The organism is Amorphus coralli DSM 19760, assembly GCF_000374525.1.
GTDB lineage: Bacteria > Pseudomonadota > Alphaproteobacteria > Rhizobiales > Amorphaceae > Amorphus > Amorphus coralli.
Genome location: NZ_KB894570.1, coordinates 104,317 through 129,276, shown reverse-complemented (window position 1 = coordinate 129,276; position 24,960 = coordinate 104,317). Strand labels below are relative to the sequence as shown.

The 24,960-nt window shown below is 66.5% G+C and carries 22 protein-coding genes; 8 read left to right on the top strand and 14 right to left on the bottom strand.

Annotated features, from left to right (window positions below):
* The first annotated feature begins 150 nt into the window (after positions 1-150).
* The 4 genes from C507_RS0100605 to C507_RS0100590 all read left to right on the top strand — a co-directional run bounded on the left by C507_RS0100605 (position 151) and on the right by C507_RS0100590 (position 4,327).
* Positions 151-1,980, top strand: a complete 1,830-nt coding sequence (locus tag C507_RS0100605; protein WP_018697702.1) for a sodium:proton antiporter — start codon at positions 151-153, stop codon at positions 1,978-1,980.
* 83 nt (positions 1,981-2,063) lie between these two features.
* Entirely contained in the window at positions 2,064-2,807 is a 744-nt protein-coding gene (locus tag C507_RS0100600) for an arginyltransferase (RefSeq protein ID WP_018697701.1), read from the top strand.
* A gap of 68 nt (positions 2,808-2,875) precedes the next feature.
* Positions 2,876-3,130: a hypothetical protein gene (locus C507_RS0100595; RefSeq protein WP_018697700.1), complete on the top strand. Its 255-nt coding sequence runs from the start codon at positions 2,876-2,878 to the stop codon at positions 3,128-3,130.
* A 513-nt stretch (positions 3,131-3,643) separates the two neighbouring features.
* Positions 3,644-4,327 carry a L,D-transpeptidase gene (locus C507_RS0100590; protein WP_018697699.1) on the top strand — a complete coding sequence of 228 codons (684 nt, stop codon included), beginning with the start codon at positions 3,644-3,646 and terminating at the stop codon, positions 4,325-4,327.
* Here the strand turns inward: C507_RS0100590 and C507_RS0100585 are convergent.
* Both C507_RS0100585 and C507_RS0100580 read right to left on the bottom strand, forming a co-directional pair.
* Positions 4,303-4,644: a putative quinol monooxygenase gene (locus C507_RS0100585; protein WP_018697698.1), complete on the bottom strand. Its 342-nt coding sequence runs from the start codon at positions 4,642-4,644 to the stop codon at positions 4,303-4,305. The two genes, C507_RS0100590 and C507_RS0100585, sit on opposite strands and share 25 nt — an antisense overlap.
* A complete protein-coding gene (locus tag C507_RS0100580) occupies positions 4,641-5,450 on the bottom strand; it encodes a helix-turn-helix domain-containing protein (RefSeq protein WP_040400477.1) in 810 nt (269 codons plus the stop codon). Before C507_RS0100580 ends, C507_RS0100585 begins: the two co-directional genes overlap by 4 nt.
* Positions 5,451-5,567: 117 nt before the next feature.
* Between C507_RS0100580 and C507_RS0100575 the strand changes: the two genes are divergently transcribed.
* A complete protein-coding gene (locus C507_RS0100575; RefSeq protein ID WP_018697696.1) occupies positions 5,568-5,918 on the top strand; it encodes a nuclear transport factor 2 family protein in 351 nt (116 codons plus the stop codon).
* A 73-nt stretch (positions 5,919-5,991) separates the two neighbouring features.
* On the opposite strand, the gene C507_RS0100570 is transcribed toward C507_RS0100575, so the two are convergent.
* From C507_RS0100570 to C507_RS0100555, 4 genes are all read right to left on the bottom strand, one after another.
* Positions 5,992-8,088, bottom strand: coding sequence for a pyrroloquinoline quinone-dependent dehydrogenase (locus C507_RS0100570; protein ID WP_018697695.1), 2,097 nt, complete (start codon positions 8,086-8,088; stop codon positions 5,992-5,994).
* A 3-nt stretch (positions 8,089-8,091) separates the two neighbouring features.
* Positions 8,092-8,487, bottom strand: coding sequence for a hypothetical protein (locus C507_RS0100565; protein ID WP_018697694.1), 396 nt, complete (start codon positions 8,485-8,487; stop codon positions 8,092-8,094).
* 239 nt (positions 8,488-8,726) lie between these two features.
* On the bottom strand, positions 8,727-10,082 hold the full coding sequence (locus C507_RS0100560) for a sigma-54-dependent transcriptional regulator (protein ID WP_018697693.1): 1,356 nt from the start codon (positions 10,080-10,082) through the stop codon (positions 8,727-8,729).
* Entirely contained in the window at positions 10,075-11,916 is a 1,842-nt protein-coding gene (locus tag C507_RS0100555; protein ID WP_083923318.1) for an ATP-binding protein, read from the bottom strand. The genes C507_RS0100560 and C507_RS0100555 overlap by 8 nt, the downstream gene beginning before the upstream one ends.
* Before the next feature lie 194 nt (positions 11,917-12,110).
* On the opposite strand from C507_RS0100555, the gene C507_RS0100550 reads away from it, so the two are divergent.
* The 3 genes from C507_RS0100550 to C507_RS0100540 all read left to right on the top strand — a co-directional run bounded on the left by C507_RS0100550 (position 12,111) and on the right by C507_RS0100540 (position 15,285).
* Positions 12,111-13,139 (top strand): C4-dicarboxylate TRAP transporter substrate-binding protein, encoded by a 1,029-nt coding sequence (locus tag C507_RS0100550; RefSeq protein WP_018697691.1) that lies wholly within the window; start codon positions 12,111-12,113, stop codon positions 13,137-13,139.
* A 70-nt stretch (positions 13,140-13,209) separates the two neighbouring features.
* Entirely contained in the window at positions 13,210-13,875 is a 666-nt protein-coding gene (locus tag C507_RS0100545) for a TRAP transporter small permease subunit (RefSeq protein ID WP_018697690.1), read from the top strand.
* Positions 13,876-13,878: 3 nt separating this feature from the next.
* Positions 13,879-15,285: a TRAP transporter large permease gene (locus tag C507_RS0100540; RefSeq protein WP_018697689.1), complete on the top strand. Its 1,407-nt coding sequence runs from the start codon at positions 13,879-13,881 to the stop codon at positions 15,283-15,285.
* A 65-nt stretch (positions 15,286-15,350) separates the two neighbouring features.
* Here C507_RS0100540 and C507_RS0100535 read toward each other — a convergent pair whose 3' ends face one another.
* From C507_RS0100535 to lepB, 8 genes are all read right to left on the bottom strand, one after another.
* Positions 15,351-16,553, bottom strand: a complete 1,203-nt coding sequence (locus C507_RS0100535) for an arabinose transporter (protein WP_018697688.1) — start codon at positions 16,551-16,553, stop codon at positions 15,351-15,353.
* A 124-nt stretch (positions 16,554-16,677) separates the two neighbouring features.
* The gene (gene yut / locus C507_RS0100530) at positions 16,678-17,658 is read right to left on the bottom strand and encodes an urea transporter (RefSeq protein ID WP_018697687.1); all 981 of its coding nucleotides are present in this window, start codon (positions 17,656-17,658) and stop codon (positions 16,678-16,680) included.
* 95 nt (positions 17,659-17,753) lie between these two features.
* Positions 17,754-19,268, bottom strand: coding sequence for a BCCT family transporter (locus C507_RS0100520; protein WP_018697686.1), 1,515 nt, complete (start codon positions 19,266-19,268; stop codon positions 17,754-17,756).
* A gap of 150 nt (positions 19,269-19,418) precedes the next feature.
* The gene (gene parC / locus C507_RS0100515) at positions 19,419-21,665 is read right to left on the bottom strand and encodes a DNA topoisomerase IV subunit A (RefSeq protein WP_018697685.1); all 2,247 of its coding nucleotides are present in this window, start codon (positions 21,663-21,665) and stop codon (positions 19,419-19,421) included.
* 72 nt (positions 21,666-21,737) lie between these two features.
* Complete coding sequence (gene recO / locus C507_RS0100510; protein ID WP_018697684.1) at positions 21,738-22,478, bottom strand: DNA repair protein RecO; 741 nt, start codon at positions 22,476-22,478, stop codon at positions 21,738-21,740.
* A 36-nt stretch (positions 22,479-22,514) separates the two neighbouring features.
* Complete coding sequence (gene era / locus C507_RS0100505; protein WP_018697683.1) at positions 22,515-23,441, bottom strand: GTPase Era; 927 nt, start codon at positions 23,439-23,441, stop codon at positions 22,515-22,517.
* On the bottom strand, positions 23,422-24,141 hold the full coding sequence (rnc, locus tag C507_RS0100500; RefSeq protein WP_018697682.1) for a ribonuclease III: 720 nt from the start codon (positions 24,139-24,141) through the stop codon (positions 23,422-23,424). The genes era and rnc overlap by 20 nt, the downstream gene beginning before the upstream one ends.
* The gene (gene lepB / locus C507_RS0100495; RefSeq protein ID WP_018697681.1) at positions 24,138-24,890 is read right to left on the bottom strand and encodes a signal peptidase I; all 753 of its coding nucleotides are present in this window, start codon (positions 24,888-24,890) and stop codon (positions 24,138-24,140) included. The genes rnc and lepB overlap by 4 nt, the downstream gene beginning before the upstream one ends.
* Between the last annotated feature and the right edge of the window lie 70 nt (positions 24,891-24,960).

Genomic DNA, 24,960 nt, shown 5'->3' with positions numbered 1-24,960 from the left:
GGTCTAACTGGCTGACCCTGTCGGCGCCCGTGCCCGACCGCGAGAGCGGCCGGGCGCTTGGCGTATCGTGCGCATCGCAAGGGGGCGGGACGGTCGGTGCGGCGTTTGCATTGTCCGTCACCGCGCGTTCAACAGCCCGGATCACCTCGGATGATGTCGCTGCCAGATCTGTCCATGGGACTGACATTTGCCGTGATCGCGGTCTCAGTCGTGCTTTACGCGACGGAGCGATACTCCATCGAGGCGATCAGCCTCGGGGTGATCGTTGCCTACCTGATCCTGTTCCCGCTGGCCGGGCTGCCGGTCGCCGGGGAAGCGCTCACGGCCGAAGCCCTGCTTTCCGGTTTCGCCAACCCGGGTCTCATTACCATCCTGGCGCTGCTGGTCGTGGGCCAGGGCCTTTACCACACCGACGCGCTGGACCGGCCCGCGCGGTTGATCGTCGGGGCGGTCGACCGGCGGGGCAAGCTGGCCCTTGCCGGGGTCTTCCTGGTTATCGGCGCGCTGAGTGCCTTCATGAACAACACGCCCGTCGTGGTCATGGTGCTGCCGGTCATCGTGGCCCTCGCCACGGCGACCAAACGGTCTTCGTCGCGGCTTCTGATGCCGCTGTCCTTCATCACCATTCTTGGCGGGATGACAACGTTGATCGGCTCGTCCACCAACCTTCTGGCGGTTGACGTGGCGCGGCGCTCCGGCGCGGTCGATCTGGGCTTTTTCTCCTTCACGCCGATCGCCCTGATCCTCGTCGCGGTCGGAGCGGTCTACGTGCTGGGGATCATGCCGAAGCTGCTGGTGCCGCGCCAGTCCATGGCCGACGAAGCCCTCGGCGCCGCCGGACGACAGTTCATTGCGGAGATCGCGATCCGCGACGGCCACCCGCTGGAAGGAGCACGGTCCAGAACCGGCCTGTTTCCCGAACTCGCCGACATGACCGTCCGCCTCGTCCAGCGCGGCGAGCGGGCCTTTCTGCCCCCATTCGAGGACGTGACGCTGCGGCCGGGCGACCTCGTCATCGTCGCCGCGACCAGAGCCGCGCTGGAACGGACCCTGTCGCGGCGCACACCGGTCATGACCGAAGCAGCGGCTTCCCAGGATGCCGAGCCCGTTGCCCTGCCGGCGGGCACGGTCACGCTGGCCGAAGCCGTCGTCGCACCAGGCTCGCGCCTCATCGGCCGCACGACGGCCCGTTCGGGGCTCAGGACGGAAACGGGCTGCGTCGTGCTCGGCTTGCAGCGCCGCAGCCGCATGCCGCGAACCGCAATGACCGAGATCCGCCTTGAGGCCGGGGACGTGCTGCTCTTTGCCGGCAGCCGCGATCACATCGACCGGCTGCGCGCCAATCACGACGTGCTTCTGGTGGACTGGACGGCGAGCGACCTGCCGCAGCGCGCGAAGGCGCCCCGCGCCGCGCTCATCTTCGCGGCCGTGATCGTTGCCAGCGCCCTGGAAATCGCCCCCATCGTGGTCGCCGCGCTTGTCGGCGCCCTCGCCATGGTCTTGTTCGGCTGCCTCAACGTGCGCCAGGCGACCCGGGTGATCGACAGCCGCATCGTCATGCTGGTCGCTGCCGCGATCGCGTCCGCCACAGCCCTTCAGGCCACCGGCGGCGCCGCAGCGGTGGCCAACGGAGTACTGGCGCTGTCGGACGGCCAGTCGCCCGCCGTCGTCGCGTCGGCCCTCTTCCTTGTGATCGCCCTCGCCACCAACGTCGTCACCAACAACGCCGCCGCCGTCCTCTTCACACCCGTGGCCATCGGCATCGCCGAACGGCTGGGGGTTCCGGCAGAACCGTTCGTGGTCACGGTCATCCTCGCATCGAACTGCTCCTTCGCGACGCCGGTCGCCTATCAGACGAATCTCCTGGTCATGGGGCCCGGCCATTACCGGTTCAGCGATTTTCTTGTCGCCGGAACACCGCTGGTGGTTATCTTATGGGTGACATTCTCGCTGGCGGCGCCCTGGGTCTACGGATTGTGAAGCCTGTGCCGAGTCGGCTATGCGAACGGGGACGCGCGCACGTGCGCCGACGGGGCGCTGAGGAAAGACCGGACTGACAGGCGATGACGCGGCAATACAGCGACAATCCGCAATTCTACCTGACCGCTGCCGCGCCCTGCCCCTATCTGGACGACCGGATGGAGCGGAAGGTGTTCACCCACCTGGTCGGCGACCGGGCCTCCGCCCTGAATGACGTGCTCACCCAGGGCGGCTTCCGCCGCTCCCAGAACATCGCCTATCGGCCAGCCTGCGAGGGCTGCAAGTCGTGCATCTCGGTGCGGGTAGTGGTCGACGCATTCGACTGGACCCGATCCTTCAAGCGGATCCTGGGCGCCTCCCGTGACCTGATCGGAGAGGAAATCCCGGCCGCCCCCTCCTCCGAGCAATATTCGCTGTTCCGCTCCTACCTGGACTCCCGGCACGCCACCGGCGGCATGGCGGAAATGTCGGTGCTCGATTACGCCATGATGGTGGAGGACACCCATGTCGACACCATGCTGGTGGAATACCGCAAGGCAGGTCCCGACAGCGGCCTCACCGGCCGCGGAGACGGTCCCCTCGTCGCCACCGCGCTGACCGACGTGCTCTCCGACGGGCTTTCGATGGTCTATTCCTTCTTCGACCCGGAAGAGACGCGGCGCAGCCTCGGCACCTACATGATCCTCGACCACATCCGGCGCGCCCGCGAGCGCGGCCTTCCCTTCGTCTATCTGGGCTACTGGGTCGATGGCTCGCCGAAGATGGACTACAAGAGCCGCTTCCGGCCTCAGGAGCATCTCGGGCCTCAGGGCTGGCAGCGGGTCTGACCAGTTCCTATCTTGATCTGGCCCGGCGCCCGCCGGCCAGACGTGTTCCACAGCGGAGCCGAGCGACCATGATCTATGTGCTTGCCTTCTTCCTTCCGCCGCTTGCGCTCCTCATCGAGGGCAAGATCTTTTCGGCGATCTTCAACCTGATCCTGATCGTGCTCGTCATCGTGCTGTCGCTGCTGACGCTGTTCACGTTCGCCTTCCTGCTGCTCATTCCCTCGCTTCATGCGATCATCGTCATCGCCCAGGCCCGCCGCCGGCGCGAGCACGAGGAACTGGTCGAGGCCGCCCGCTCCGGACGGATGCGCATCGACCGGTAGAGCTATGGGCCCGTCTGGCGCCGCGATCCGCCAGCCCGCGGCCGGATCCGCAATCCAGCACTGATACGTCTCTCCTTACAGTCAGCACTCCGCTGTTCGGGGCAAGCACGCTCGCCTGCCGTGCTGGCCTCCTGCTGCCCCTGGGGCCAGTGACGCGCATCGGCCGTGTCCATGTGTGGACGTTCGGCCACACCGGCCGGGAGATGCCAGCCGCCTCCACACGAATATGAGAGGCGCCGAAACTTGTTCGCAATTGCGCCGTTATCGCACCGCAACCGCATCGCCCAGACGAACGAAGCCCGGCTTGGCCCTCGCGCCTGCGGATCGCGGGAACGTGAGAAACCGTGCCGGGTCCCCACTGCCCGAATGTGCGAACTGAAGATGCCAGCAATTTCCCGCCCCTCGATGCTGCGGCCGTGACGACCTGTCTCTCGAAGGGTGCCCTCCCGAGCGCACCGGGCCATGCCAACTGTCCTCCCCAGCTCTCACTCGAAGTTTTGTAACGGAGTAACAATGTCTCTCAGCAGACGGTCTGTCCTCGTCGGTCTTGCCCTCGCTGTCGGCGGCTGTGTCTCGCAGCGCCAGTCGACGATGCAGACGGCCGCCAATGCCTACGTTCCCGATCCCTACTACGTCGCCATGTACGGGCCGATCACCACGGAACCGTGGCCGATCCCGGCCGTCGACGTGTCCAAGATCGATCCGCGCCTGCTGCGCCAGGAGGTCGACTACCCGACCCGTGAGCGGCCCGGCACCATCGTCGTCGATCCGACGGCCCGGTTCCTCTATCTCGTCCGCGAGGGCGGCAAGGCGCTGCGCTACGGCGTGGGCGTGGGCAAGACGGAAGCCTTCAACTTCCAGGGCGAAGCAGACATCGGTCGCAAGGCCGAGTGGCCGCGCTGGACGCCGACCAAGGACATGATCGCCCGCGAACCCGAACGCTACGGCCCCTATGCCGGCGGCGTCGAGGGCGGTCCCGACAATCCGCTCGGCCCTCGCGCCCTCTATCTCTACCAGAACGGTCGCGACACGCTGTACCGCATCCACGGCACCACCGAGCCGCACACCATCGGCAAGAAGGTGTCTTCGGGCTGCGTGCGGCTGTTCAATCAGGACATCATCGATCTCTATGGCCGCGTGCCGGTCGGCGCCAAGGTCATCGTTCTGCCATCCTACGAGGACGCCGGCACGGCCTGAGCCTCCTGATCGGCGGCGCGGTCGAGCCGGCTGCGCTGCCACATCGAGACTTCGCGCGGCTTCTCGAGGATCTCCTCGAGGGCCGCGTGCCACTCGGACCTGTAGTCCCGGCCAAGCTGAACGGCGAGCACATCCTCGTGGCTCTGCCAGGTCTCGACCAGAAGCACATCGCAGGCATCGTCCGGGTTCGCATGCAGCGCCGCGTCCACGAAGGACGCCTCGTGCCGCATCCGGTCGAGGACGCCGCCAAGCAGGCGTTCGAAGCGCGCGCGATGCTCCGGCCTGACCGCGAACCGGATGGCGTAGGTCACGCTCATTCCACGTCTCCCAAAGGCATGGCGGACAGGATCCGCCGTGTTGCATCGTCGGCGGGAAACAGGCTTTCCAGCGCAATCTCCTCCAGCGTAACGTCGGCCGGTGTGCCGAACACGGTTGTCGTGGAGAGGAAGGACAGGCACTCGCCGCCGGCCGTTCTCACCTGCAGCGGCACCACGATTCCCGTCCTGATCGCGGCCGGTTCTCGGCTGGCGCGGGACGGATAGGCGGCCAGTTCATCAAGGAGATCGGCAAGGTCCGGATCCGCCGTCTGGTCGACCTGGCAACTCAGCCGGTGAAGCAGATGGGCCCGCCATTCGCCGAGATTGTCGATCCGTGGCGCCAGCCCGTCGGGATGAAGCGTCAGCCGCAAAGCGTTGACCGGTGGGTCCAGCAGCGCCGGTGCCACACCATCCAGAAAGACGCCGACCGCCCGATTGGCCGCGACCATGGTCCAGTGCCGATCGATGGCCAATGCCGGATAGGGCTCGTGAGCGCGAAGGATACGTTCCACCGCGTCCCGTGCCGGCGTCATGTCGGGGGCCTCGAGCGGTCGCTCCGGGTGAAGCGGCGCGAAGCCCCCCGCGACCAGCAGCGCGTTGCGACCGCGCAGCGGCACCGCCAGTTCCTCCGCCAGGCGCAGGATGACCTCCCGGCTCGGCCGCGCCCTGCCGGTCTCCACGAATGACAGGTGTCGCGTGGAGATCTCGGCGCCGAGCGCCAGGTCGAGCTGGCTCAGCCGGCGGCGTTGGCGCCAGCCGCGGAGCATGCCGCCCACGCTTGTGTTGAAGTCCGTCTCGATCGTCATGGGGGCGATCATGCGACATGGGCCGCGGCTCTTCCATGACCTCGCAGGTAATGGATGCGGGGCAAATCCGACGACAGTCTCCGACGGACGAACTGATATGTCCTGAGGAGATCCACCATGCACGATCCCGATTTCATCGCAGAGGCCTACCTTGCCACCTGGAACGAGCCCGACCCGGACGACCGGATGGCGGTCCTGCAGGCGCGCTGGGCGGAGGACAGCCACTACGCCGATCCGATGATGAAGGGGTGTGGGCACGAAGGGATTGCGGCGATGATTGCCGGCGCCCGTGAGCAGTTCCCGGGGCACACCTTCTGCCTGACAACAGCACCGGACGGGCACGGCGACGTGGTTCGCTTTTCCTGGACGCTCCTGTCCCCACAGGAAACGCCCGTTGCCCGGGGCACCGACTTCGTGCGGCTCGACGAGCACGGCCGCATCGCCTCGGTGACCGGCTTTCTGGACTAGTTCCGCTCCTGACGAGAGAAGGCCCCGCGTCCGGCAGGAACGCGGGGCCTCGATGATCGGGGTGGTGCCGTTGCTATTCGGGCAACGCGAAGGTCACCACCTGGTCTGACACCTTGGGCAGCAGGATCGTGTTACCGCCGACGGCAAACGTCACGTACTGACGGCCCTTGTAGGTGTAGACCGCCGGCATGGAGACCGCCGGCGCATCGACCAGATGCTTCCACAAGGTGTCCCCGGTCTTCACGTCGATCGCGCGAACGCGGCTGTCCATCGAGGCACCGATGAAGACCAGGCCGGATTTCGTGATCGCCGGGCCGCCGATGGTCACCGAACCCCAGGATTCCGGCATGTAGAAGCCGTGCTTCTGAACCTGGCCAAAGGGCCGGTTCCAGAGCCTCTCTCCGCTGTTGAGGTCGTACGCGGCGATCATGCCGTAGGGCGGGTTCCAGCACGGCATGCCGGCCCAGTTCAAGAACGTCTCCAGCTTGAAGCCGTAGGGCACGTCGCCCTGCTGGTAGAAGCCGCTGGTCTCGCCGTCCTGAGACTTCTCCTCGAAATCCTCGCGCGGAACCAGCGTGTAGATCTGCACCACCGAGTTGGAGTTGATGACGTAGATGCCGCTTTCCGGATCGACGGCACCGCCACCCCATTGCGACCCGCCGGTCGTCGGGGGGTAGGCAATCGTACCCTCTACGCTCGGCGGTGTGAAACGCCCCTCCCAGCGCAGCTTTTCCGCCCGCGCCGAGCATCCGCCGAACGCCACGGCATCGGCGAGCGGTGAGACACCGGGCCACTCATCCGGGACAACCGGTTGCGGCTTGGGAACCCAGGGCTGCGTCGGCGCGGCCTGTTCGCCCCTGGCGTCGGAGGCCGGCACTTCACGTTCCTCGATCGGGAAGATCGGCTCGCCGGTTTCCCGGTTGAGGACGTAGAGGAAGCCCTGCTTGGACGACTGCACCAGGGCGGGAATGGTCTCGCCGTCCTTCTGGATATCGACCAGCGTCGCAGCCGACCCGGTGTCGTAATCCCAGATGTCATGGTGGACCAGTTGGCGGCTCCACACGACCTCGCCAGTGTCTGTATCCAGGGCGGTCACCGAGGTGGCGAGCGGAAGCTCCTCCGTACGGTTGCCGCCGTAATAGTTGGGGCTCGGAGAGGAGACCGGAATGTAGAGGATCCCCCGCTCCGGGTCGATCGACATGGACGCCCAGACGTTGGCCGTGCCGGTGCTTTCAATGACATGCTTCGGCAGGGCATTGAACATCCACTTCATGTCGCCCGATCGGGCATCGAGCGCGAAGATGCTGCCGGGAGGCGCGGCCGCATGCGTCCAGTCCTTGCCAGCCCAACCGAGGAACAGGGTGTCGTTATAGACCGTCGGCGGCTGAAGCAGGGAAAGAGGCCACTTGGCGTTGATGGTGTTCCACTGGTTGACGTCCACCACGCCGTTTTCGCCGAAGCCTGCGCACGGTTCGCCGCTGTCGGCATCGACGCCGTGCAGCTTGGCGTCCATCGTGCCGATGTAGACGATCTTCTGGCAGGCCTCGCCGTCGGCCAGTTCGTCGGCCTGCCAGTAGGCGACGCCCCGGTTCTTCATCGCCGGCTGGGTCAGCGCCTCAAGCCGCGCCTTCGGATCGTAGGTCCACTTCTCCTCGCCGGTGTCCGGCTCCAATGCGATGATCCGGTAGAAGGGCGTGCCGAGATAGAGCGTGTCGTTCACGAACAGCGGCGTCGCCGACCACACGCTGGTGGGAATGTCGCCGGATCCGTCGGAGACATCGCCGGTGTGGTATTCCCAAACCTGCTCCAGGTCGCCGACATTCTCCGGCGTGATCTGATCTGCAGGCGAATATTTCTGGGCTCTCAGGTCCCCGTTGAACGTGGCCCAGGTTTCCGACGTCTCCATCCACCGGTCGGGACCACGCTTTCCGGCCGCAGCCTTGTCGTCGTTCGCGGCCGGACCCGCGGTCACGCGCCCCAGCCCATTGCCGGATGCTTCGGGCGAGGCGTCATCGGCCTGCCCCGCCCCAGACGTCGAAAGACTGGTCGTTCCCGATGACTGGCCGTCATCCTGCGGGGCCGTGTCCGTGGTCTGGGCGGATGCCGGAGAGGCCGCCAACGAGAGAGCCAGGGCGGTGGAAAGAGCAAGCGATGCGGTGCGTGCGCTCATGGGTCAGGCTCCCTTCGCAACGGGCTGGGACGGACGATGCTCGCGGGAAGGATCGATGACGATGTAGATCAGCCAGCCCAGGCCCGCGGCAGAGACCGCGGCAAGAAGCGCCGGTGCCTGCAGCAGCCAGGCCGCAAACCCGGTCCCGAGGATGTCGAGCAGAACGAGGATCGACAGAATGACTGTCATCCAGCGCGGCAGGCTGGTGGAGATCAAAAGCCCGATCGAGCCGATGAGGAGCAGCGCCGTGGTTGCCACGACCAGATAGGCACCCGGCGTGAACGCGATACCGTTTCCGGCGTTGACCGTGTCGAACACGGCGATGATCAGCGCTGCAAGCGCGGCGATACACAGGAGCCAGGCCCCGTAATAGCCCGTCTTCTCGCTTCGAGCGGTCATTGTGCCCTCCTTCTGCCTCTTCTGCGCGACTGGACGAGCCGGCGGCCGTCCGATGGCCGGCGACACGACTTCGCCACACTTGCGACAACGGAACAGGCTTCCGGACGTTCCGGATGCGGTGATGCGAATTTGAGAGGCGGGACGGAAAGGAGTTGGAAACGGCCGGTCACCTTCGCTCAGGATCTGCTCACGGGATCCCGGCCTGCAGTCTTCGTGAGGTGACACGCACCAACCAGCGGTTAGAGCCACGTATCCTTGTCGAGGCCGAGCTTCACGATTTTCTCGTTCAGGGTTCGCCGGCCGATGCCGAGCGCCTCGGCGGCCGCGTCCATCCGGCCGGCGTGGGCCCGGATCGCGCGGCCCACCATCTCCCGCTCGAAGGCGGCGACCGCCTCGCGCAGGGTGCCCGGCACGTCGAGGCGCTGCTGGTCGTAAGAGATCGCCTCGGCCGCCGACCCCCTGCCCCGGCGCGCTGCCAGTACATGGCGCTCGGCGACGTGGCGCAGCTCGCGAACGTTGCCGGGCCAGTCATGGGCGAGCAGCGCCGCCATGTCCTCGTGGCTCGGCTGTGGGGGCTCGATCTCGTAGACCAGCGCGAACTCGTCGAGGAAATGGGAGTAAAGCAGTGGCAGGTCTTCCAGCCGCTGGCGCAACGGCGACAGGCGCAGCACGAAAGTGTTGATGCGGTAGAAGACGTCGGCGCGCAGCAGCCCGTCGCGAACGGCCTGCTCCGGCTCGAGATTGGAGGCGGAGATCAGCCGGAAGTCGGAGGACGCCGCACCAGCGGCTCCGACCGGATTGAACGAGCCGGTTTCGATGGCCCTCAACAGCTTCGCCTGCACCCGTTCCGGACAGCTGCAGATCTCGTCGAGGAACAGCGAGCCGCGATCGGCGGCAAGCAGGAAGCCGCGGGGACCATCCTTCGCGCCGAACATCTCCGGCTCGAACCGCTCCTGTTCCAGCGTTGCGCAGTTGATGGGAACGAACGGCCCACCCGGCCGGGCTCCGAGATCGTGCAGCGCCCGGGCCACCAGTTCCTTGCCAGTCCCGGTCTCGCCCACGATCAGGACGGGAGCATTGGAATCGGCAAGATCGATCACATCGCGGCGCAAGGCGCGGATCTCCTCGGTCTGACCGAGGAGGATCCGGTCGAGCCCCGAAAGGCTGGCCAGACGCGCGCGTAGCCGCCTCGTGTCCGCCGCCAGCCGGAACTGGTCGGCGGCGTGCTGCACGACGCTCAGGAGCCTGTGCGGGTCGTACGGCTTCTCCACGAAGCTGTAGGCGCCCTCTTGCACGGCGCTGACCGCCATCGCGATGTCGCCATGCGCGGAAATGAGGACCACCGGCGGCATTTCCGGCTTCGCCAGTTCGCGCAGCAGTTCCAGTCCCGACATGCCGGGCATGCGCACGTCGGCCAGCACCACGTCGGGATTGACCTCCGGCAGGCGGGCCAGCGCGGTCGCCGCCCGCCCCACTGTCGTCACGTGCCAGCCGGCCGCCGACAGGAGGTCGTCTAGCGAGTCCCGCATGCCGGCGTCGTCATCGACGACGAGGATGCGCCGCGGCAGAGCGGCAGGGCGTTGGGTCTCAATCATCGTCCTGATCCGAGATCATCGGAAAGGTCACCTCGAAGACGGCCCCGTCCTCGCCGAAGCCACCGTTCCAGGCCCGCAGCGTACCGCCGTGCTCGCGCACGATCTCGCGCGAGATGGAAAGTCCGAGCCCCATGCCCTTTCCCGAGGCGCGGGACGTGACGAACGGTTCGGCCAGCTCGTCCATCGTCCGGTCGCCGAGGCCGGTGCCGCTGTCGCGGACCAACAGCCGCGCGCCCTCGCCGTCCCGCCCGAGTTCAAGCCGCAGGCGCGGCTCGTCGCACTCCTCCATGGCGTCGATGCCGTTGCGCAAGAGGTTCACCAGAACCTGCTCGATGCGCAGCCTGTTGCCCCGGATCGGGATCGGGCGCTCGGGCAGGTCCACCTCGACCGATACGGACTGCGCATCGATGTTGGGCTGAACCAGCGCCAGCGCCTCCGGCACGGCTTCGCGCAGGTCGATCCGCGTCATGATGCCGTCGCCGGGCTTGCTGAAGAATTTCAGCTGCCGGGTGATCCCTTCCATGCGATCGAGAAGCGAGGAGAGCCGGCCGAGCATGCGCCGGTCGCCAGGCACCGCGGCGGCATCGGACGGGCCGGTCTTTCCACGCGAAAGATCGAGCGCGATGAGCTGGTTGCGCATCGCGGCGATGGGCTGGGCCAGTTCGTGGTTCACCGACGCCGCCAGCTGACCGAGGGCGGCCAGCCGGCTGGCGCGGCGCAGCTCGCTCTCCGTCTGTTCCAGCCGCTGCTCCGCCGCACGCCGCTCCTCGATCTCGTGCGCGAGCCGTTCGTTCATGCGGCGCAGGGCCGCCTCCTCCGCCTCCGACCGGCCGAGGGCGCGGCGCATCCGCGCCGTGCGCAAGAGCTGGGCGGCCAGCAGCGTCAACATCGCCAGAACGAGGATGCCGGCAGCAAGAAGCCAGGCTCGTGTCCGGGCTTCCTGATCGTCGGCGAGATAGTGGAGCGACCAGCCATTCGGCAGGTTGCTCGTCGTCAGATGGATGGCATCGGCAAACGCCGGGGGAACGGCAACGCCCAGTTCGCTCGCCCCCGAGAAGGCAGTCAGCTCCGCACCGCCGAACTGTCGATTTGCCCGGATCCGCTGCAGATCGGCGTCCGTGGTCGCCACAACCGTGCGGTAACGCCAGTCCGGCTGCGACGCCAGAACAACCACCCCGTCGCGGTTGGTGACCAGGATGGCGTCACCGCTTCGGTTCCACGAGGTCTCCAGCGCATCCAGACTGACCTTTACCGCGATCACCCCGACGATCGCCCCGGCGGCGTCGCGGACCGGAACGGCAATGAAATAGCCGGGGCGGCGGGTGGTCGCGCCGACGCCGAAGAAATGGCCGGTTCCCCCCGCCTTCGCCTCCTTGAAGTAGGGGCGGAAGCTGTAGTTCTGGCCGACGAATGAACCTTCATCGCGGTAGTTGGAGGCCGCAATCGTATGGCCGTCGGCATCCATCAGGTAGATGGCCTCGATTCCGGCACGGTCGGCGAAGGTCTCGAGCCGCTGGTTCAGCGCCGCCGGATCACTGCCGCGCGCCACCTCCACCAGCCGCGGATCGTTGGCCAGAACGAACGGCAGGTGCTCGAAGCGCTCGATCTCCGCGCGCAGCGTCGTCTCGTAGACCATGAGCCGGCCGGTGGCGCGCGTCCGCTCGTCGGCTCGGAAATAGGGCATGACCAGCGCGATGAGCAGCCAGGCCAGTGCAAACACCACCACGGCGACGGGTAGCAGATAGGGCTGGCGAAATCCCCCGGCCTGGCGTCGGCCGCGTGAGCCCGCTCCGGTCGCTCCGACGGTACTGGCCGATGCGTCGCGCGACGTCATTGCTCCACCTCCGGCCTCGTCCCCACTTGCGCACGATGTGACATGTGCGAACCTACCAGCATCGACACCCCGCGAGCCCTGCGGAAATCCGCAGGGCAGGCCCCGCATCGTCCAGCGGTTTGATTCATTGGAGGCTGTCGGAGCGCGCTATAAGAGTCCGAAAAAGTCATCCGAAGACATCCTGGGAGGATAGCATGAAGAAGACGACCACCCTGACGCTCGCAGCGACGTTCGTGACGCTCTCCGTCGCGCCGGCCCTTGCCGAGGAATGGAACGTGTCCCTCTGGGGCAAGCGTCGCGCGTTCACCGAACACGTCGAGAAGCTTGCCGAGCTTGTCAACGAAAAGACCAACGGCGACTTCGTCCTCAACATTTCCTACGGCGGCCTGTCCAACAACCGCGAGAACCTCGACGGCATCTCCATCGGCGCCTTCGAGATGGCGCAGTTCTGCGCCGGCTATCACCGCGACAAGAACCCGTCGATCACCGTTCTCGAACTCCCCTTCCTCGGCGTGGACTCGCTTGAGCTTGAGCGCGCGCTGTCGGAGGAGCTGTACCAGCATCCCGCCGTTCAGGAGGACCTCGACCGCTGGAATGCGACGCTGCTGATGCCGTCGCCGATGCCCCAGTACAACATCGTCGGCAAGGGCGAGCCGCTGAAGTCCCTCGCCGATTATGAAGGCTTCACCGTCCGCGCCACCGGCGGCATCGGCGAGGCGATGGAGCGCGTCGGCGCGGTTCCGACCTCCATGTCCGCCACCGAAGTGCGCCAGGCGCTCGATTCCGGCGTCATCCAGGGCGCCTCGTTCGCCCCCCACGCCCACCTTTCGTTCGGCACCGTGGAAGGTGGCGAGTGGTGGACCACCAACCTCAACCCCGGCACCGTGAACTGCCCGGTGGTGGTCAACACCGACGCCCTCGCCGCGCTCTCTGACGAGCATCGCGAAGCGCTGCTGGGTTCGGTCGGCGAGGCTCTCGACCACTATGTCGACTTCTACCAGAACAACACCATGAAGCGGTGGCAGCCGAAGCTGGACGAAGAAGGCATCGAGTCGGTCACCTACAGTGACGCCGAGATCGAAGACTTCCGCGGCCGCGTCGCCGATCCGGTCGCCCAGGCCTGGATCGAGGAGAATTCTGCCCGCGGCCTGCCTGCCCAGGAGCTCTACGACCAGACGGTCCAGTTCATTCAGGACTACAAGGCCGAGAACGGCTCCAACTAGGCCGCTTCCTCCCAAGGGACCCCGCCTTTCGAGGCGGGGTCTTTTCCGATTCCAAGCAGGGGCAGAACGCATGGCAGGCACAGCCACCATCCTGTCCGACGATACGGTCCTGTCGCGTCTGGATCGCGCCCTCTTCCGGCTTGAGAGCTTCCTGGGACTGATCTCGGGTCTCGCCGTGTTCGGGCTGATGATCCTGGCAGTCATCTCCGTCGGCGGCCGCAACTTCTTCAATCACCCCGTGCCGGGTTATGTGGACTGGATCGAGCAGGCCATGCCGCTCATCGCCATCACCGGCATTGCCTACGTCCAGCGTCTGGGCGGTCACATCCGCATGGATATCGTAGTTGGCTCGCTGCACGGCCGGGCGCTGTGGGTGGCCGAGTTCATCACCACCTTCTTCATCCTACTTCTGATGATCCTGCTCGTCTGGGGCTCCTGGTCGCATTTCCTGCGTTCGTTCGATTTCGCCGCACCCATGTGGTCACGCGATTCCACCATCGACATCGCCCTGCCGATCTGGCCTGCGAAGCTGATCGTGCCGGTCGCTTTCTCGGTGATGTCGGTGCGGCTGGTGCTGCAGCTCTGGGGCTATATTCGCGCCATCGCCACCAACGCCGAGCGCCCTGTTGCCGTACCGCTGATCGACGACGCCGCCACCCAGGCCGCACGCGAGGCTGCTGCGGTTTCAGATGACCCAGGCCAGGGAACTTCCTCCGCCGGCGGAAGGGAGGCCTGAGCCATGGAACCGATCGAAATCGGCCTCTGGGTAACCGGTGGCCTCCTCGTCCTGGTCGTCATCGGCATGCGGGTGGCATTCGCCGCCGCAATCGCCGGCCTGATCGGCCTCGTCTGGATCTTCTGGTCCAAGAAGGGCTACGATTCCGGCGAGTTGGGCTGGGCCATCGGCATCGCCACCAAGGTTGCCGGCCAGGTGCCGCATTCCAAGGTGTCCAGCCAGTCGCTCTCGCTGATCCCGACCTTCATCCTGATCGGCTACCTCGCCTATTATGCTGGCCTGACGAGGGCGCTGTTCGAAGCGGCCAAGCGCTGGATGGCCTGGCTTCCCGGCGGTCTCGCCGTCGCCACCATCTTCTCCACCGCCGGATTCGCCGCCGTGTCGGGCGCCTCAATCGCCACGTCGGCCGTCTTTGCCCGGGTCGCGATTCCGGAGATGCTGAAGATCGGCTACGACAAGCGCTTCGCGGCCGGCGTGGTCGCCGCCGGCGGCACCCTCGCCTCGCTCATTCCGCCGTCCGCGATCCTGGTGATCTACGCCATCATCGTTGAGCAGGACGTCGGCATGCTGCTGCTCGCCGGCTTCCTGCCCGGTCTCGTCTCGGCGCTGATCTATGGCGGCCTGGTGGTCGGCCTTGCCATCGTGATCAAGGGCTTCGGCCCGCCGGTCTACGGGTTCACCTGGGGCCAGCGGTTCCGGTCGCTGCCGCCGGTCCTGCCCGTCGTCGCCGTCGTCGCCCTGATCATTCTGTTCGTCTACAACCCGTTCGGCGGTCAGGCCTGGGGCACGCCCACGGAGGGCGGCGCAATCGGCGCCTTCGTGATCTTCTGCATGGCCATCTGGCACGGCATGCGCTGGCCGCAGTTCCGCTCGGCGCTGATGGAAACCGCCAAGCTCTCCATCATGATCTTCACGATCATCTGGGGCGTGCTGATCTATGTTCGCTTCCTGGGCTTCGCGCAGTTGCCGACAGCGTTCGCGGACTGGATCTCCGGGCTCGACCAGTCGCCGTGGATGACGCTGGTGCTGATCCTGCTGGCCTACGCGGTGCTCGGCATGTTCATGGACGCCATCGGCATGATGCTCCTGACGCTGCCTGTGGTCTTCCCCGCCGTGATGGCCCTCAACGGCGGCATGGCGGTCTCGGCGGAAGACGCAGCCTTCGGCATGAGCGGGCCGCTTTGCGCGGTGTGGTTCGGTATCCTGGTGGTCAAGATGGCTGAATTCTGCCTGATAACACCACCCATAGGACTGAACTGCTTCGTGGTGGCGGGCGTGCGCGACGACCTCTCGGTCCAGGACGTGTTCCGCGGCGTGACGCCCTTCTTCATCGCCGACGCCATCACCATCGGCGTGCTCATCGCCTTCCCGGCAATCGTGCTCTGGCTGCCCCGCATGGCGATGGGCTGAACAGGGTAGCCGGCGCGCAAGCCCAATGGTCGCGCGCCGACTTCCCCCGTCTGTGTAAGGGCTCTTCAGGCTGGCTCGTTCGCCTTGATCGGACCGGAAGGCCGCAGCAGCAGCGACAGGCCGATCAGCACCCCGAGACCGGCCGCCAGCGCCCCCACCAGGAAAACGCTGTCATAGCCCGCCTGCAAGGCGAGAAGCCCGGCAAGCGGACCGGTCAGGCCGTAGGCGAGATCCTGAAAAGCCGAATATCCTCCGAGCGCGGTCGCCCGCAGGTGCGGCGCGACGATGTGGACGACCTCGCGGCCCATCGCGGGAAAGACGAGCGAACAGCCGAGCCCCGTCAGGAACGCGCCCGCAAGAGCAAATTCCGGTCCCGGCGCCAACCAGATCAGCACCTGGCCGACCGTCTCCACCGCCAGCGAGCCTATGGCCACCGGCAGGCCGCCGAACCTGTCCGGCAAATGCCCCAGGAGCGCCCGCACCAGAACGAACCCGCCGCCGAACGCCGTGAGGCCCAGGGCCGCATTGGCCCAGCCCTGTTCGTGAAAGCTGAGGACGAAAAAGGCGCCGATGGCGGCAAAGCCGATGCCCTGCAGGGCGACGATCAGGCCATGCGCCCAGATCTGGCGGATCACTCGCAGATAGGACGGCCGGTCGCCGGCTCGGACAGGCACGACCTTCGTCATGGGCCAGATCGCCAGCAGGCCCAGAACCGGCAGGACGCTGCTTGCCGCCATCGCGCCGACGAAACCACTGCGATCGGCAAGAAACACACCGATCGGAGCCCCGACGGCAAGTGCCCCGTAGAGCGCGGCGCCGAGCAGCGACAAGGCGCGGCCCGACCGGGACGGGCCAACGATGCTGATACCCCACGCGATCACGCCGACGACGACGAGGCTTTCGCCCAGGCCGACGAGCAACCGCCCGGCGAGCAGTATCCCGTAGCCGGTCATCGGTGAAGCTGGCATCAAGGCCGGAAGCATGCAGATCGCCGCGCCGAACGCATAGCAGGTCAGACCTCGGACGACCGACACCTTGGGCCCAATCCGGTCGGACAGGCTCCCGGCATAACCGCGCGTCAGGACGGTGCTGAGAAACGAGATCCCAACGGCGAGGCCCGCCCATGCGCTGTTGAGACCGAGCCGGTCCGCCACGAACAGCGGGACGATCGGAAGGGCGATGGCGACGCAGAGATAGGACAGGAAGAGGACGGCGGTGAGCAGCCACAGTCGGATCTGGGGCGTTGCCGGCGTCGAGAGGAAAGCCATGGTCGGAGCCTCGGGGCTGTTCCTCGATCGTCAAAGTACAAAAAAACGCACTTCGACCGATGAGGATCGATGAGTGCGTTGCTTGACGTTAGACGCTTACGGTCAGTGACCTGACCCGTTCTGGTTAGACAGCGCTGGCATCGGTGTCAACAGCGCCCCGGTTGCCATCGCCTCCGCTGCCCGACGCTGCGGCGACGAAGAGGTACATGGTGAGCACGTACGGGGCTGTGAACGACGGGATGCCGTCTGGCGCGACCATGACGTTGAGCGCCCCTTCCACGAACACCGTGACCACGGTGGCAAGCGACGCATAAAGCGCCCCCTTCACCGAGGGCGGAAAGAACACCACCCCAACGGCAATCGCGGTCAGAACAGCGCTGAACCCGTAAAGCCCCTGGCTCACCAGCACGGGGTCCGCCCCCATGCCCACCGCCACCAGCGTTGCGACCCCCGATCCGGTCAGGGCCGCGATCCCCGCCGGCACCGAGGCGACAAGGATGCCGGCCAGAACCAGCGCGCCGGAGACCTCGCTCCCCAGAAGGAAGACCTGGCCGATGTTGCGCAGGAGGATCCGGCCGAATTCCATCGGAGCCGGCATCGCCGACACGCCACGCAGATAATCAGTCGCGAATTCCGGCGCCCCGGCGGCCACTTTCAGCCCACCGAACGAATAGGCGGCAGCAACGATCAGCCAGCCGGTGAGGACGAACGGTCCGGTGGAGGCCGGAATGCCCCACTGCCGGGTCAGCGTCGCAGAAAACGCGGACGCAAAGACCGTGCTCGCTGCGGCGCCGACCACGACGCAGACCCAGAGCTGCGGGGTGATGGCAAGGAAGCTCGGAACGGCCACCCCGACCAGGATGCCGTTGAAGCCAAAAAGGCCGGCATCGATGGTCTTGCGGTCGTAGTCGAGCAGGCGGGCCGTCAGGGTCGACACCACCAGCCCAAGGAGTGCACCCGCCAGGATCGCCCAGGTGCCAGTCGCATGGGAGGCGTAAGCAATCGCCGCCAGAAAAAACGCACCCGTCACCGCGTTTTCCATGAAGAAGACCTGCCCTGCCCCGCGCAGACAGACAGTGACGAGATCCCGTCGCGGCGTCGCCATCCCCCTCCCCGTCGGTCAGCGCATCGCGAGAGCGATCATCGCCGCCATGAACACGAATGTGATCAAGTTCAGCACCGTGTCGACGAGATCGCCGGTCAGCATCGTTTGTCCTCCAGCGTCTCCTGCCTGAGAGCCCGGATCAGGCAGACCAGCAACAGCACGAGGATGAAGACGAAGGGCAGCGCTCCGAGCGCGATCAGCTTCTTCACCGCGTCGACCGACCCGGCGAGGATCATCGCGGCGCCCACGATGGCCAGAAGCCCGCCCCAGATCAGCCGCACGCGGCGACTCGGGTTCGGGTCGCCGCCGGTGGAGAAAGTCCCAAGCACGAAGGCTGCGCTGACGACGCTGGTGACGATGAACAGGAAGGCGGCGAGGATGGTCGCGGTCATGGTCACGAGCGGCATCGGCAGCCGCTGCAGAAGCGCGAACGTGACCCTTTCCACGTTGGTCGCGGTCTGGGCAAGCAGCGCACCCGATCCGTTCAGCGCCTCGTACAAGCCGATCCCGCCGAACACGCCGAACCAGACCACCGAGAACAGCGTCGGCCCGATCAGCACGCCGAGCACGAACTCGCGGATCGTGCGGCCCTTGGAGATCCGCGCGATGAACACCCCGACGAACGGTCCCCAGGCGATCCACCAGACCATGTAGGTCAGCGTCCAGTCCTTGAACCAGCGCTGGGCCCCGTCGTCGAAGAAGGCATAGGTGTCGAGCCCTTTCGGGACGACCGCGGCGAGATAATCGCCAAAGGTCGCCACCACGGAGTTCGCCAGGGTGTGGGTCGGCCCGAACAGGAGAACGAACACGACCAGCGCGAGCGCGATCGCCATGGCGATGTTGGAAAGCCGCGCCATCCCCGAGCCGAGATCGGCCAGCAGCGCCGGCAGATAGCACACGACCATCACCACGAACACGGCCACCACCACCCAGACCGGCGCTTTGTCGCCGCCCATCAGCACGTCGATGCCGTCGGCCACCTGGAACACGCCCATCGCCATCGACCCGCCAACCCCGATGGCAATGGCGACGATGGCGAGGAAATCGGAGAGCGAGCCGACGACCCGCGCCCACGCCTGGCCGGCGAACAGATCGGTGATCGGCGCGCTCACCAGCATGGCGGTACCGCGGCGAAAGCTGAAATAGGCGATGGTCAGCGCTGTCGAGCCATAGATCGCCCAGGCATGGATGCCCCAATGGAAGTTGGTGGCGATCATTGCCTGCTTGGCGGCGAGCGGATCGGCCATCGTCTCGCGCGCGAAGCCGAAATGGGTGAGCGGTTCAGCCACCGCCCAGAACAGGAGCCCCACCCCCATTCCGGCCGCAAACAGCATGGTCAGCCAGGAGACGGTGGAGAATTCCGGCCGGTCGTCGTCCGCGCCAAGCCGGATATCGCCGTAGCGGGAGAAGGCGAGCGCAAAGCACAGCACCAGCATGCCCGTGACGGTGAGCATGACGAACCATGCGCGGCTGTCGAAGTAGCGCTCGACGATCAGGGTCGCGATGCGGAGAAGGCCTTCGGTGTCGACGACACCCCAGATACCGATTCCCGCCACCACGCTCAGCGAGGCGGCCAGTATCAGCTTCGAGGCTTGACCGGTCGCGGCCATCCGGACCCCACGCCTGCAATCGGCCCGCGCCCGGCATCATCGATTGGCCTCGGACGCGCAGCCCCCAATACCGCAAGCCTTGCACGCGGACGCCGCCCCGTCGAGGCGAAACGGAGCCGATACGAGCTCAGCCAGTCCGCAGGTCAGGGTTCAGTTCGCATCGAACCGGTTGCCGCGCGGGAATTTCGGCGGCGGCAGGCGGCCGGCCTGGGCGCGATCGCCGAGCCAGTCGCGCAGCTCCTCCATGGTGCGCACGTGGCGGCGGCCGGAGGAGTCGGTCCAGGTAAGCCCCTCTTCGGCCGTGAAGACCTTCAGGTCCGCCAGTCCGCCGTCCTTGTAGCGCTGCAGGCGCACGCCACGGCCCTTTGTCATCTGCGGGATCTGCGCCTTCGGGAAGATCAAGAGCTTGCGGTTTTCGCCGAGCACCGCAACCGTGTCTCCGGCGGCCGGCACCACGCGGTATGCCTCTTCGGTCGCGCCGACGGTGAGCACCTGCTTGCCGCGCTTGGTGTTGGCCACGACCTCGCTTTCGGCCACCACGAAGCCGCGGCCGGCGGTGGAGGCCACCAGCAGCGTGCGGTCGGTCACATGGACCAGCACGTCGACCACGTCGTGGCCCTGCTCCATGTCGACCATCAGCCGGATCGGCTCGCCGTGGCCGCGTCCGCCCGGCAGCTTGTCGGCGCCGATCGTGTAGAAGCGGCCGGCGGTGGAAACGATCAGCAGCTTGTCGGTGGTCTCCGCGTGCAGCACGCGCTTCAGCCGGTCGTCCTGCTTGAAGGCGATCTGCGAAACGTCCTGCAGATGGCCCTTCAGCGCCCGGATCCAGCCCTTCTCCGACACCACGACGGTGATCGGCTCACGCTCGATCATCGCCTCGACGGCGAAGTCGGCGGTGACCACCGGGGCCTCGCCGAAGCTGGTCCGGCGGCGGCCGAGATCGGTATCCTGGCCAAAGGTCTTCTTCAGCCCCTTCACCTTGTCGCCGACGCGCGACCACTGGGCGTCCTCATCGGCCAGCAGAGCCTCCAGGCCTGCCTTCTCCTCGGTAAGAGTGGTGTGCTCCTTGCGGATCTCCATCTCCTCCAGCCGGCGCAACGAACGCAGCCGCATGTTGAGGATGGCTTCCGCCTGGACTTCGGTCAGATCGAAGGCCTTGATCAGTTCCGCCTTCGGGTCGTCCTCCTCGCGGACGATCTGGATGACCCGGTCGAGATCGAGATAGACGACCAGGAAGCCGTCGAGGATTTCCAGGCGCCGAGTGATCTTGTCGAGCCGGTGGCGCGAGCGGCGAACGAGCACGTCCTTGACGTGGTCGAGCCAGGCCTTCAGCGCGTCCTTCAGGCCGACGACCTTTGGCACCGTGCCGCCCATCAGCACGTTCATGTTCATGGGCACACGGGATTCCAGGTCCGTCAGCCGAAACAGCGACCCCATCAGGAGGTCCGGATCGACGGTCTTGGAGCGCGGCACCAGCACGAGGCGGATATCCTCGGCCGACTCGTCGCGCACGTCGTCGAGAAGCGGCAGCTTCTTCGCCGTCAGCAGGTCGGCGATGCGCTCCACCAGCCGGCCCTTCTGGACCATGTAGGGGATTTCGGTGACAACGATCTGCCAAGTGCCCCGGCCGAGATCCTCTTTCTCCCAGCGGGCCCGCACGCGCATGCCGCCACGGCCGGTCTTGTAGCACTCCAGGATCACCGACGGATCCTCGACGATGACGCCGCCGGTCGGGAAGTCCGGACCGGGCACCATCTTGACGAGGGTTTCGGTGGCGGCGTCCGGGTGCTTGATGAGGTGGAGCGCGGCATCCGCGAGTTCCGCCACGTTGTGCGGCGGCACGCTGGTCGCCATGCCGACCGCAATACCGGTGGCGCCGTTGGCGAGCAGGTTCGGGAACGAGCCCGGCAGCACCACCGGTTCCTGCTCCAGCCCGTCATAGGTCTCGCGGAAGTCGACCGCGTCCTCGTCGAGGCCTTCCAGGATGAGGCCTGCGACCGCCGTCATCCGCGCCTCGGTGTAGCGCATGGCCGCCGCACCGTCGCCGTCGATGGTGCCGAAGTTGCCCTGGCCGTCCACCAGCGGATAGCGGACCGCGAAATCCTGGGCGAGACGCACCAGCGCGTCGTAGATGGCCTGGTCGCCGTGCGGGTGGAACTTACCCATCACGTCGCCGACCACGCGGGCGGACTTCTTGAACGCCGTGCCGGGGTCGAGCCGCAGCTGCCGCATCCCGAACAGGATGCGCCGGTGCACGGGCTTCATGCCGTCGCGCACGTCGGGCAGTGCCCGGTGCATGATCGTGGACAGCGCGTACGCGAGATAGCGCTCTTCGAGTGCCGACTTCAGGTCGACCTCTTCGATGCCCTCGCCGTCGGGAATCAGTGTTTCACCCATGCTGGATGGGTAGACGCGCGGCGTCGAGGTGGCAAGGCGAAAGGGCGTGAAACCCGCAGCTTCGCTGGACTTTCAACCGCTCTCCACAAGCCCGCGCGCAACCGCCGAGACGAAATGCTCGCGCGCGGCAGGCAAACGCTTGTCCACCGGCCCCAGGATGCAGACATCGAGAAAATGCCCGGTCAGGTCGAATGCGGTGCGCAAGTCCGCCAAGGTCGCTGGTCCGGCCACCCCGCCGTCCACCAGAAAGCCCGGCAGTCCCAACAGCTTGTCGGCATAGGGCGCGCCCGCTTCGCGCGAGACGGCACGGCCAGAGCGCGGCGACACCCAGACGAGATCGTCGGTCACGCCGGTCGCGGCACACGCGGTGAGGTCGAGCCCGAAGCCCGCCTCCTCCAGGTACGCAAGCTCGAAGCGCACCATGATGGCGCCGGCGGCATGCGGCTCGTCGAGATGGTCGAGAACCAGATCGAGCGCCTCATAAAGGCGCGGATGCGGATCGCGGTCCGGCAGGTGGCGCAACAGGCCCGCAAGCGCCTGGATGCCGAAGGTGCCAAGCGCCGTTTCCATCAGCAGGCCGGCCCGCGCCCGCCCGAGCTCGACCGCGAAATTGCCGAGCTGGTCATCAAGCCGAGCCCGCCAGGTCAGATCGAGGGAATTTCCCGCCTGCAGGCTCGGGCGCATCCGCCGCGACCGCCCACCGCGCACCAGGCCGCTGGCCCGGCCGTGATCCTTGGTCAGCACGTCGAGGATCACGCTCGTCTCGCCGAACGGGCGCACCTGCAGCACGATCCCCTCGTCCCGCCACTCCATGGGTCTAGCCGCCTCCGGCCGGCAGGCTGATGCCGGCTAGTTGGAAAAATCCAGCCCCATCTCGCGGTAGCGCTCGGGATCGTCGGCCCAGCGCGAGCGGACCTTCACGAAGAGGAACAAGTGCACCGGATGCTCGACCATCTGGGCGATCTCCTCGCGCGCGGCCTGGGAAATGGCGCGGATGGTCTGGCCGCCCTGCCCCAGCACGATCTTCTTCTGGCTCTCGCGCTCCACGTAGATCGTCTGTTCGATGCGGATGCTGTTGTTGCGCAGGCGCTTCCACTGTTCCGTCTCGACAGTGGAGGCGTACGGCAGCTCGTCGTGGAGCCGCAGCATCAGCTTTTCCCGGGTGATCTCGGCCGCAAGCATCCGTTCCGGCAGGTCTGAGATCTGGTCTTCCGGGTAAAGCCAAGGTCCCTTGGGCATGCGCGAGCACAGCCCGGCCTTGAGGGTCTCGATGCCGCTGCCGGTCTGGGCGGAGATCATGAAGGTCTCGTCGAAACTGGCCCGCGCGTTCGCCTCCTGGGCCAGGCCGAGAAGCTCCGTCTTGTCCACCAGGTCGACCTTGTTGAGGATCAGGCACTTTGGACCGTGAATGTTTTCTAGCCCGGCCAGGATCTTTTCCGCGGCTTCGTCGATACCGCGCTTGGCGTCGATCAGCGGGCAGACGAGATCGGCATCCTGGGCCGATCCCCATGCGGTGCGGACCATCGCCCGGTCGAGCCGGCGCTTGGGCGCAAAGATGCCGGGCGTGTCGACCAGAATGACCTGGGTGTCGCCCTCCAGCATGATGCCGCGCACCACCGCGCGCGTTGTCTGCACCTTGTGGGTGACGATCGACACCTTCATGCCGACGAGCGCGTTCACCAGCGTCGACTTGCCGGCATTCGGCGCGCCGATCAGCGCCACGATCCCGCAGCTTGTGCCGGCCGCCTCGCCGGTCTCAGTCGCCGTTTCGCTCATCGTTCCAAACCCCTTCGCGCACAAGAACGGCCGTGGCCGCCTCCTGCTCTGCCTCGCGCTTCGAACGCCCGGCACCAATGCCTGCCGCCAGTCCCGCGACCGAAACCTCCACGGTGAAGCTCGGCGCATGGTCCGGCCCGCTGCGCTCCACCTCCCGGTAGGACGGTGTCGGCGCGCCGCGGCCCTGCACCCACTCCTGCAGCGTCGTCTTGGCATCGCGCACCGGACGCGCCGCCATCCGCATCTTCGGCCCCCAGTAGCGCTCGATCGTCCGCTCCGCCGCAGCAAAACCGCCATCGATATAGAGGGCGCCCAGAACCGCCTCGCAGATGTCGGCCAGGATCGCCGTGCGCTTGCGGCCGCCGCTCTGGCTTTCGCCGGCTCCCATCACCATGGCCCGGTCGAGACGCCAGTCCGCGGCGACCTCGGCGCAGGTCTTGCCGCGCACGAGCTGATTGTAGCGCTGAGCGAGTTCGCCCTCGTCAGCGTCAGGATACGCCCGGAACAGCAGCGACGCCACGCACAGGCCGAGCACCCGGTCGCCCAGGAACTCCAGCCGCTGGTAGCTTTCGGTCTGCAGGTCTCCGGGCGACAGCGCGCTGGCGTGGGTCAACGCCTGGCGCAGCAGGGCGCGGTTGGAGAAGCTGTGGTCGAGGACGGCCTCGACGCCGGCAAGCGCCTCGCGGTCGCCGCCGCTCATAGGGTGTCGAAGATCCGGTTCCAGCGCACGTCCCAGGGCCAGCGCCAGATCTGCCAGACGGGAGCTTCATCCTTGATGGAGAAGAAGATGATGGAGGCCCGGCCGACGAAGTTCTCGAACGGCACGTAGCCCACGTAGCTGAGCACGCGGCTGTCGGAGGAATTGTCCCGGTTGTCGCCCATCATGAAATAATGACCGGCCGGCACCTCGTAGACGCGCGTGTTGTCCCAGAAACCGTCCGGATCGGCGTCCAGAACCTGATAGGAGACGCCGTTTGGAAGCGTCTCGACAAAGCGTGGGATGCGGATCTCGTTGCCCGACGGATCGGTATCGACGAAGTCGTCGATACGCTCCTTCGCAATGGCTTCGCCGTTGATGTGCAGGACGCCGTCGATCATCTGGATCTTGTCGCCCGGAAGCCCAATCACCCGCTTGATGAAATCGGTCGAGTTGTCGGCGGGCAGCTTGAAGACCGCGACGTCGCCGCGTTCGGGTTCCGACTCCATCACGCGGCCGGACAGTGGCACGATCCCGAACGGGAACGAATAACGGCTATAGCCGTAGCTGTACTTGTTGACGAAGAGGTAGTCGCCGATCAGCAGCGTATCCATCATCGAGCCGGACGGGATGTTGAACGGCTGAAAGAGGAAGGTGCGGATGACGAGCGCGATCAGCAGCGCCTGGACGACCACCTTCACGGTCTCGAATAGGCCGCCTTGCTTCGCGGGTTTGTCGCTTGCCACGCTCATCGTGTCCCTAAAACGCTGTGCACATCGGTTGCCGACGTCCGCGCCTTGATATCGGCTCGCCGGATGGGGC

What these genes read in the sequence shown, in the direction of transcription:
- C507_RS0100580 (WP_040400477.1), bottom strand. Translation starts at nt 5,450, where the DNA reads ATGACGATCGAGACGGACTTCAACACAAGCGTGGGCGGCATGCTCCGC.
- recO (WP_018697684.1), bottom strand. Translation starts at nt 22,478, where the DNA reads ATGGAGTGGCGGGACGAGGGGATCGTGCTGCAGGTGCGCCCGTTCGGC.
- C507_RS0100600 (WP_018697701.1), top strand. Translation starts at nt 2,064, where the DNA reads ATGACGCGGCAATACAGCGACAATCCGCAATTCTACCTGACCGCTGCC.
- C507_RS0100550 (WP_018697691.1), top strand. Translation starts at nt 12,111, where the DNA reads ATGAAGAAGACGACCACCCTGACGCTCGCAGCGACGTTCGTGACGCTC.
- C507_RS0100555 (WP_083923318.1), bottom strand. Translation starts at nt 11,916, where the DNA reads ATGACGTCGCGCGACGCATCGGCCAGTACCGTCGGAGCGACCGGAGCG.
- C507_RS0100535 (WP_018697688.1), bottom strand. Translation starts at nt 16,553, where the DNA reads ATGGCTTTCCTCTCGACGCCGGCAACGCCCCAGATCCGACTGTGGCTG.
- C507_RS0100585 (WP_018697698.1), bottom strand. Translation starts at nt 4,644, where the DNA reads ATGAGCGTGACCTACGCCATCCGGTTCGCGGTCAGGCCGGAGCATCGC.
- C507_RS0100545 (WP_018697690.1), top strand. Translation starts at nt 13,210, where the DNA reads ATGGCAGGCACAGCCACCATCCTGTCCGACGATACGGTCCTGTCGCGT.
- era (WP_018697683.1), bottom strand. Translation starts at nt 23,441, where the DNA reads ATGAGCGAAACGGCGACTGAGACCGGCGAGGCGGCCGGCACAAGCTGC.
- lepB (WP_018697681.1), bottom strand. Translation starts at nt 24,890, where the DNA reads ATGAGCGTGGCAAGCGACAAACCCGCGAAGCAAGGCGGCCTATTCGAG.
- parC (WP_018697685.1), bottom strand. Translation starts at nt 21,665, where the DNA reads ATGGGTGAAACACTGATTCCCGACGGCGAGGGCATCGAAGAGGTCGAC.
- C507_RS0100575 (WP_018697696.1), top strand. Translation starts at nt 5,568, where the DNA reads ATGCACGATCCCGATTTCATCGCAGAGGCCTACCTTGCCACCTGGAAC.
- C507_RS0100565 (WP_018697694.1), bottom strand. Translation starts at nt 8,487, where the DNA reads ATGACCGCTCGAAGCGAGAAGACGGGCTATTACGGGGCCTGGCTCCTG.
- yut (WP_018697687.1), bottom strand. Translation starts at nt 17,658, where the DNA reads ATGGCGACGCCGCGACGGGATCTCGTCACTGTCTGTCTGCGCGGGGCA.
- C507_RS0100560 (WP_018697693.1), bottom strand. Translation starts at nt 10,082, where the DNA reads ATGATTGAGACCCAACGCCCTGCCGCTCTGCCGCGGCGCATCCTCGTC.
- C507_RS0100570 (WP_018697695.1), bottom strand. Translation starts at nt 8,088, where the DNA reads ATGAGCGCACGCACCGCATCGCTTGCTCTTTCCACCGCCCTGGCTCTC.
- C507_RS0100540 (WP_018697689.1), top strand. Translation starts at nt 13,879, where the DNA reads ATGGAACCGATCGAAATCGGCCTCTGGGTAACCGGTGGCCTCCTCGTC.
- C507_RS0100605 (WP_018697702.1), top strand. Translation starts at nt 151, where the DNA reads ATGATGTCGCTGCCAGATCTGTCCATGGGACTGACATTTGCCGTGATC.
- C507_RS0100520 (WP_018697686.1), bottom strand. Translation starts at nt 19,268, where the DNA reads ATGGCCGCGACCGGTCAAGCCTCGAAGCTGATACTGGCCGCCTCGCTG.
- rnc (WP_018697682.1), bottom strand. Translation starts at nt 24,141, where the DNA reads ATGAGCGGCGGCGACCGCGAGGCGCTTGCCGGCGTCGAGGCCGTCCTC.
- C507_RS0100595 (WP_018697700.1), top strand. Translation starts at nt 2,876, where the DNA reads ATGATCTATGTGCTTGCCTTCTTCCTTCCGCCGCTTGCGCTCCTCATC.
- C507_RS0100590 (WP_018697699.1), top strand. Translation starts at nt 3,644, where the DNA reads ATGTCTCTCAGCAGACGGTCTGTCCTCGTCGGTCTTGCCCTCGCTGTC.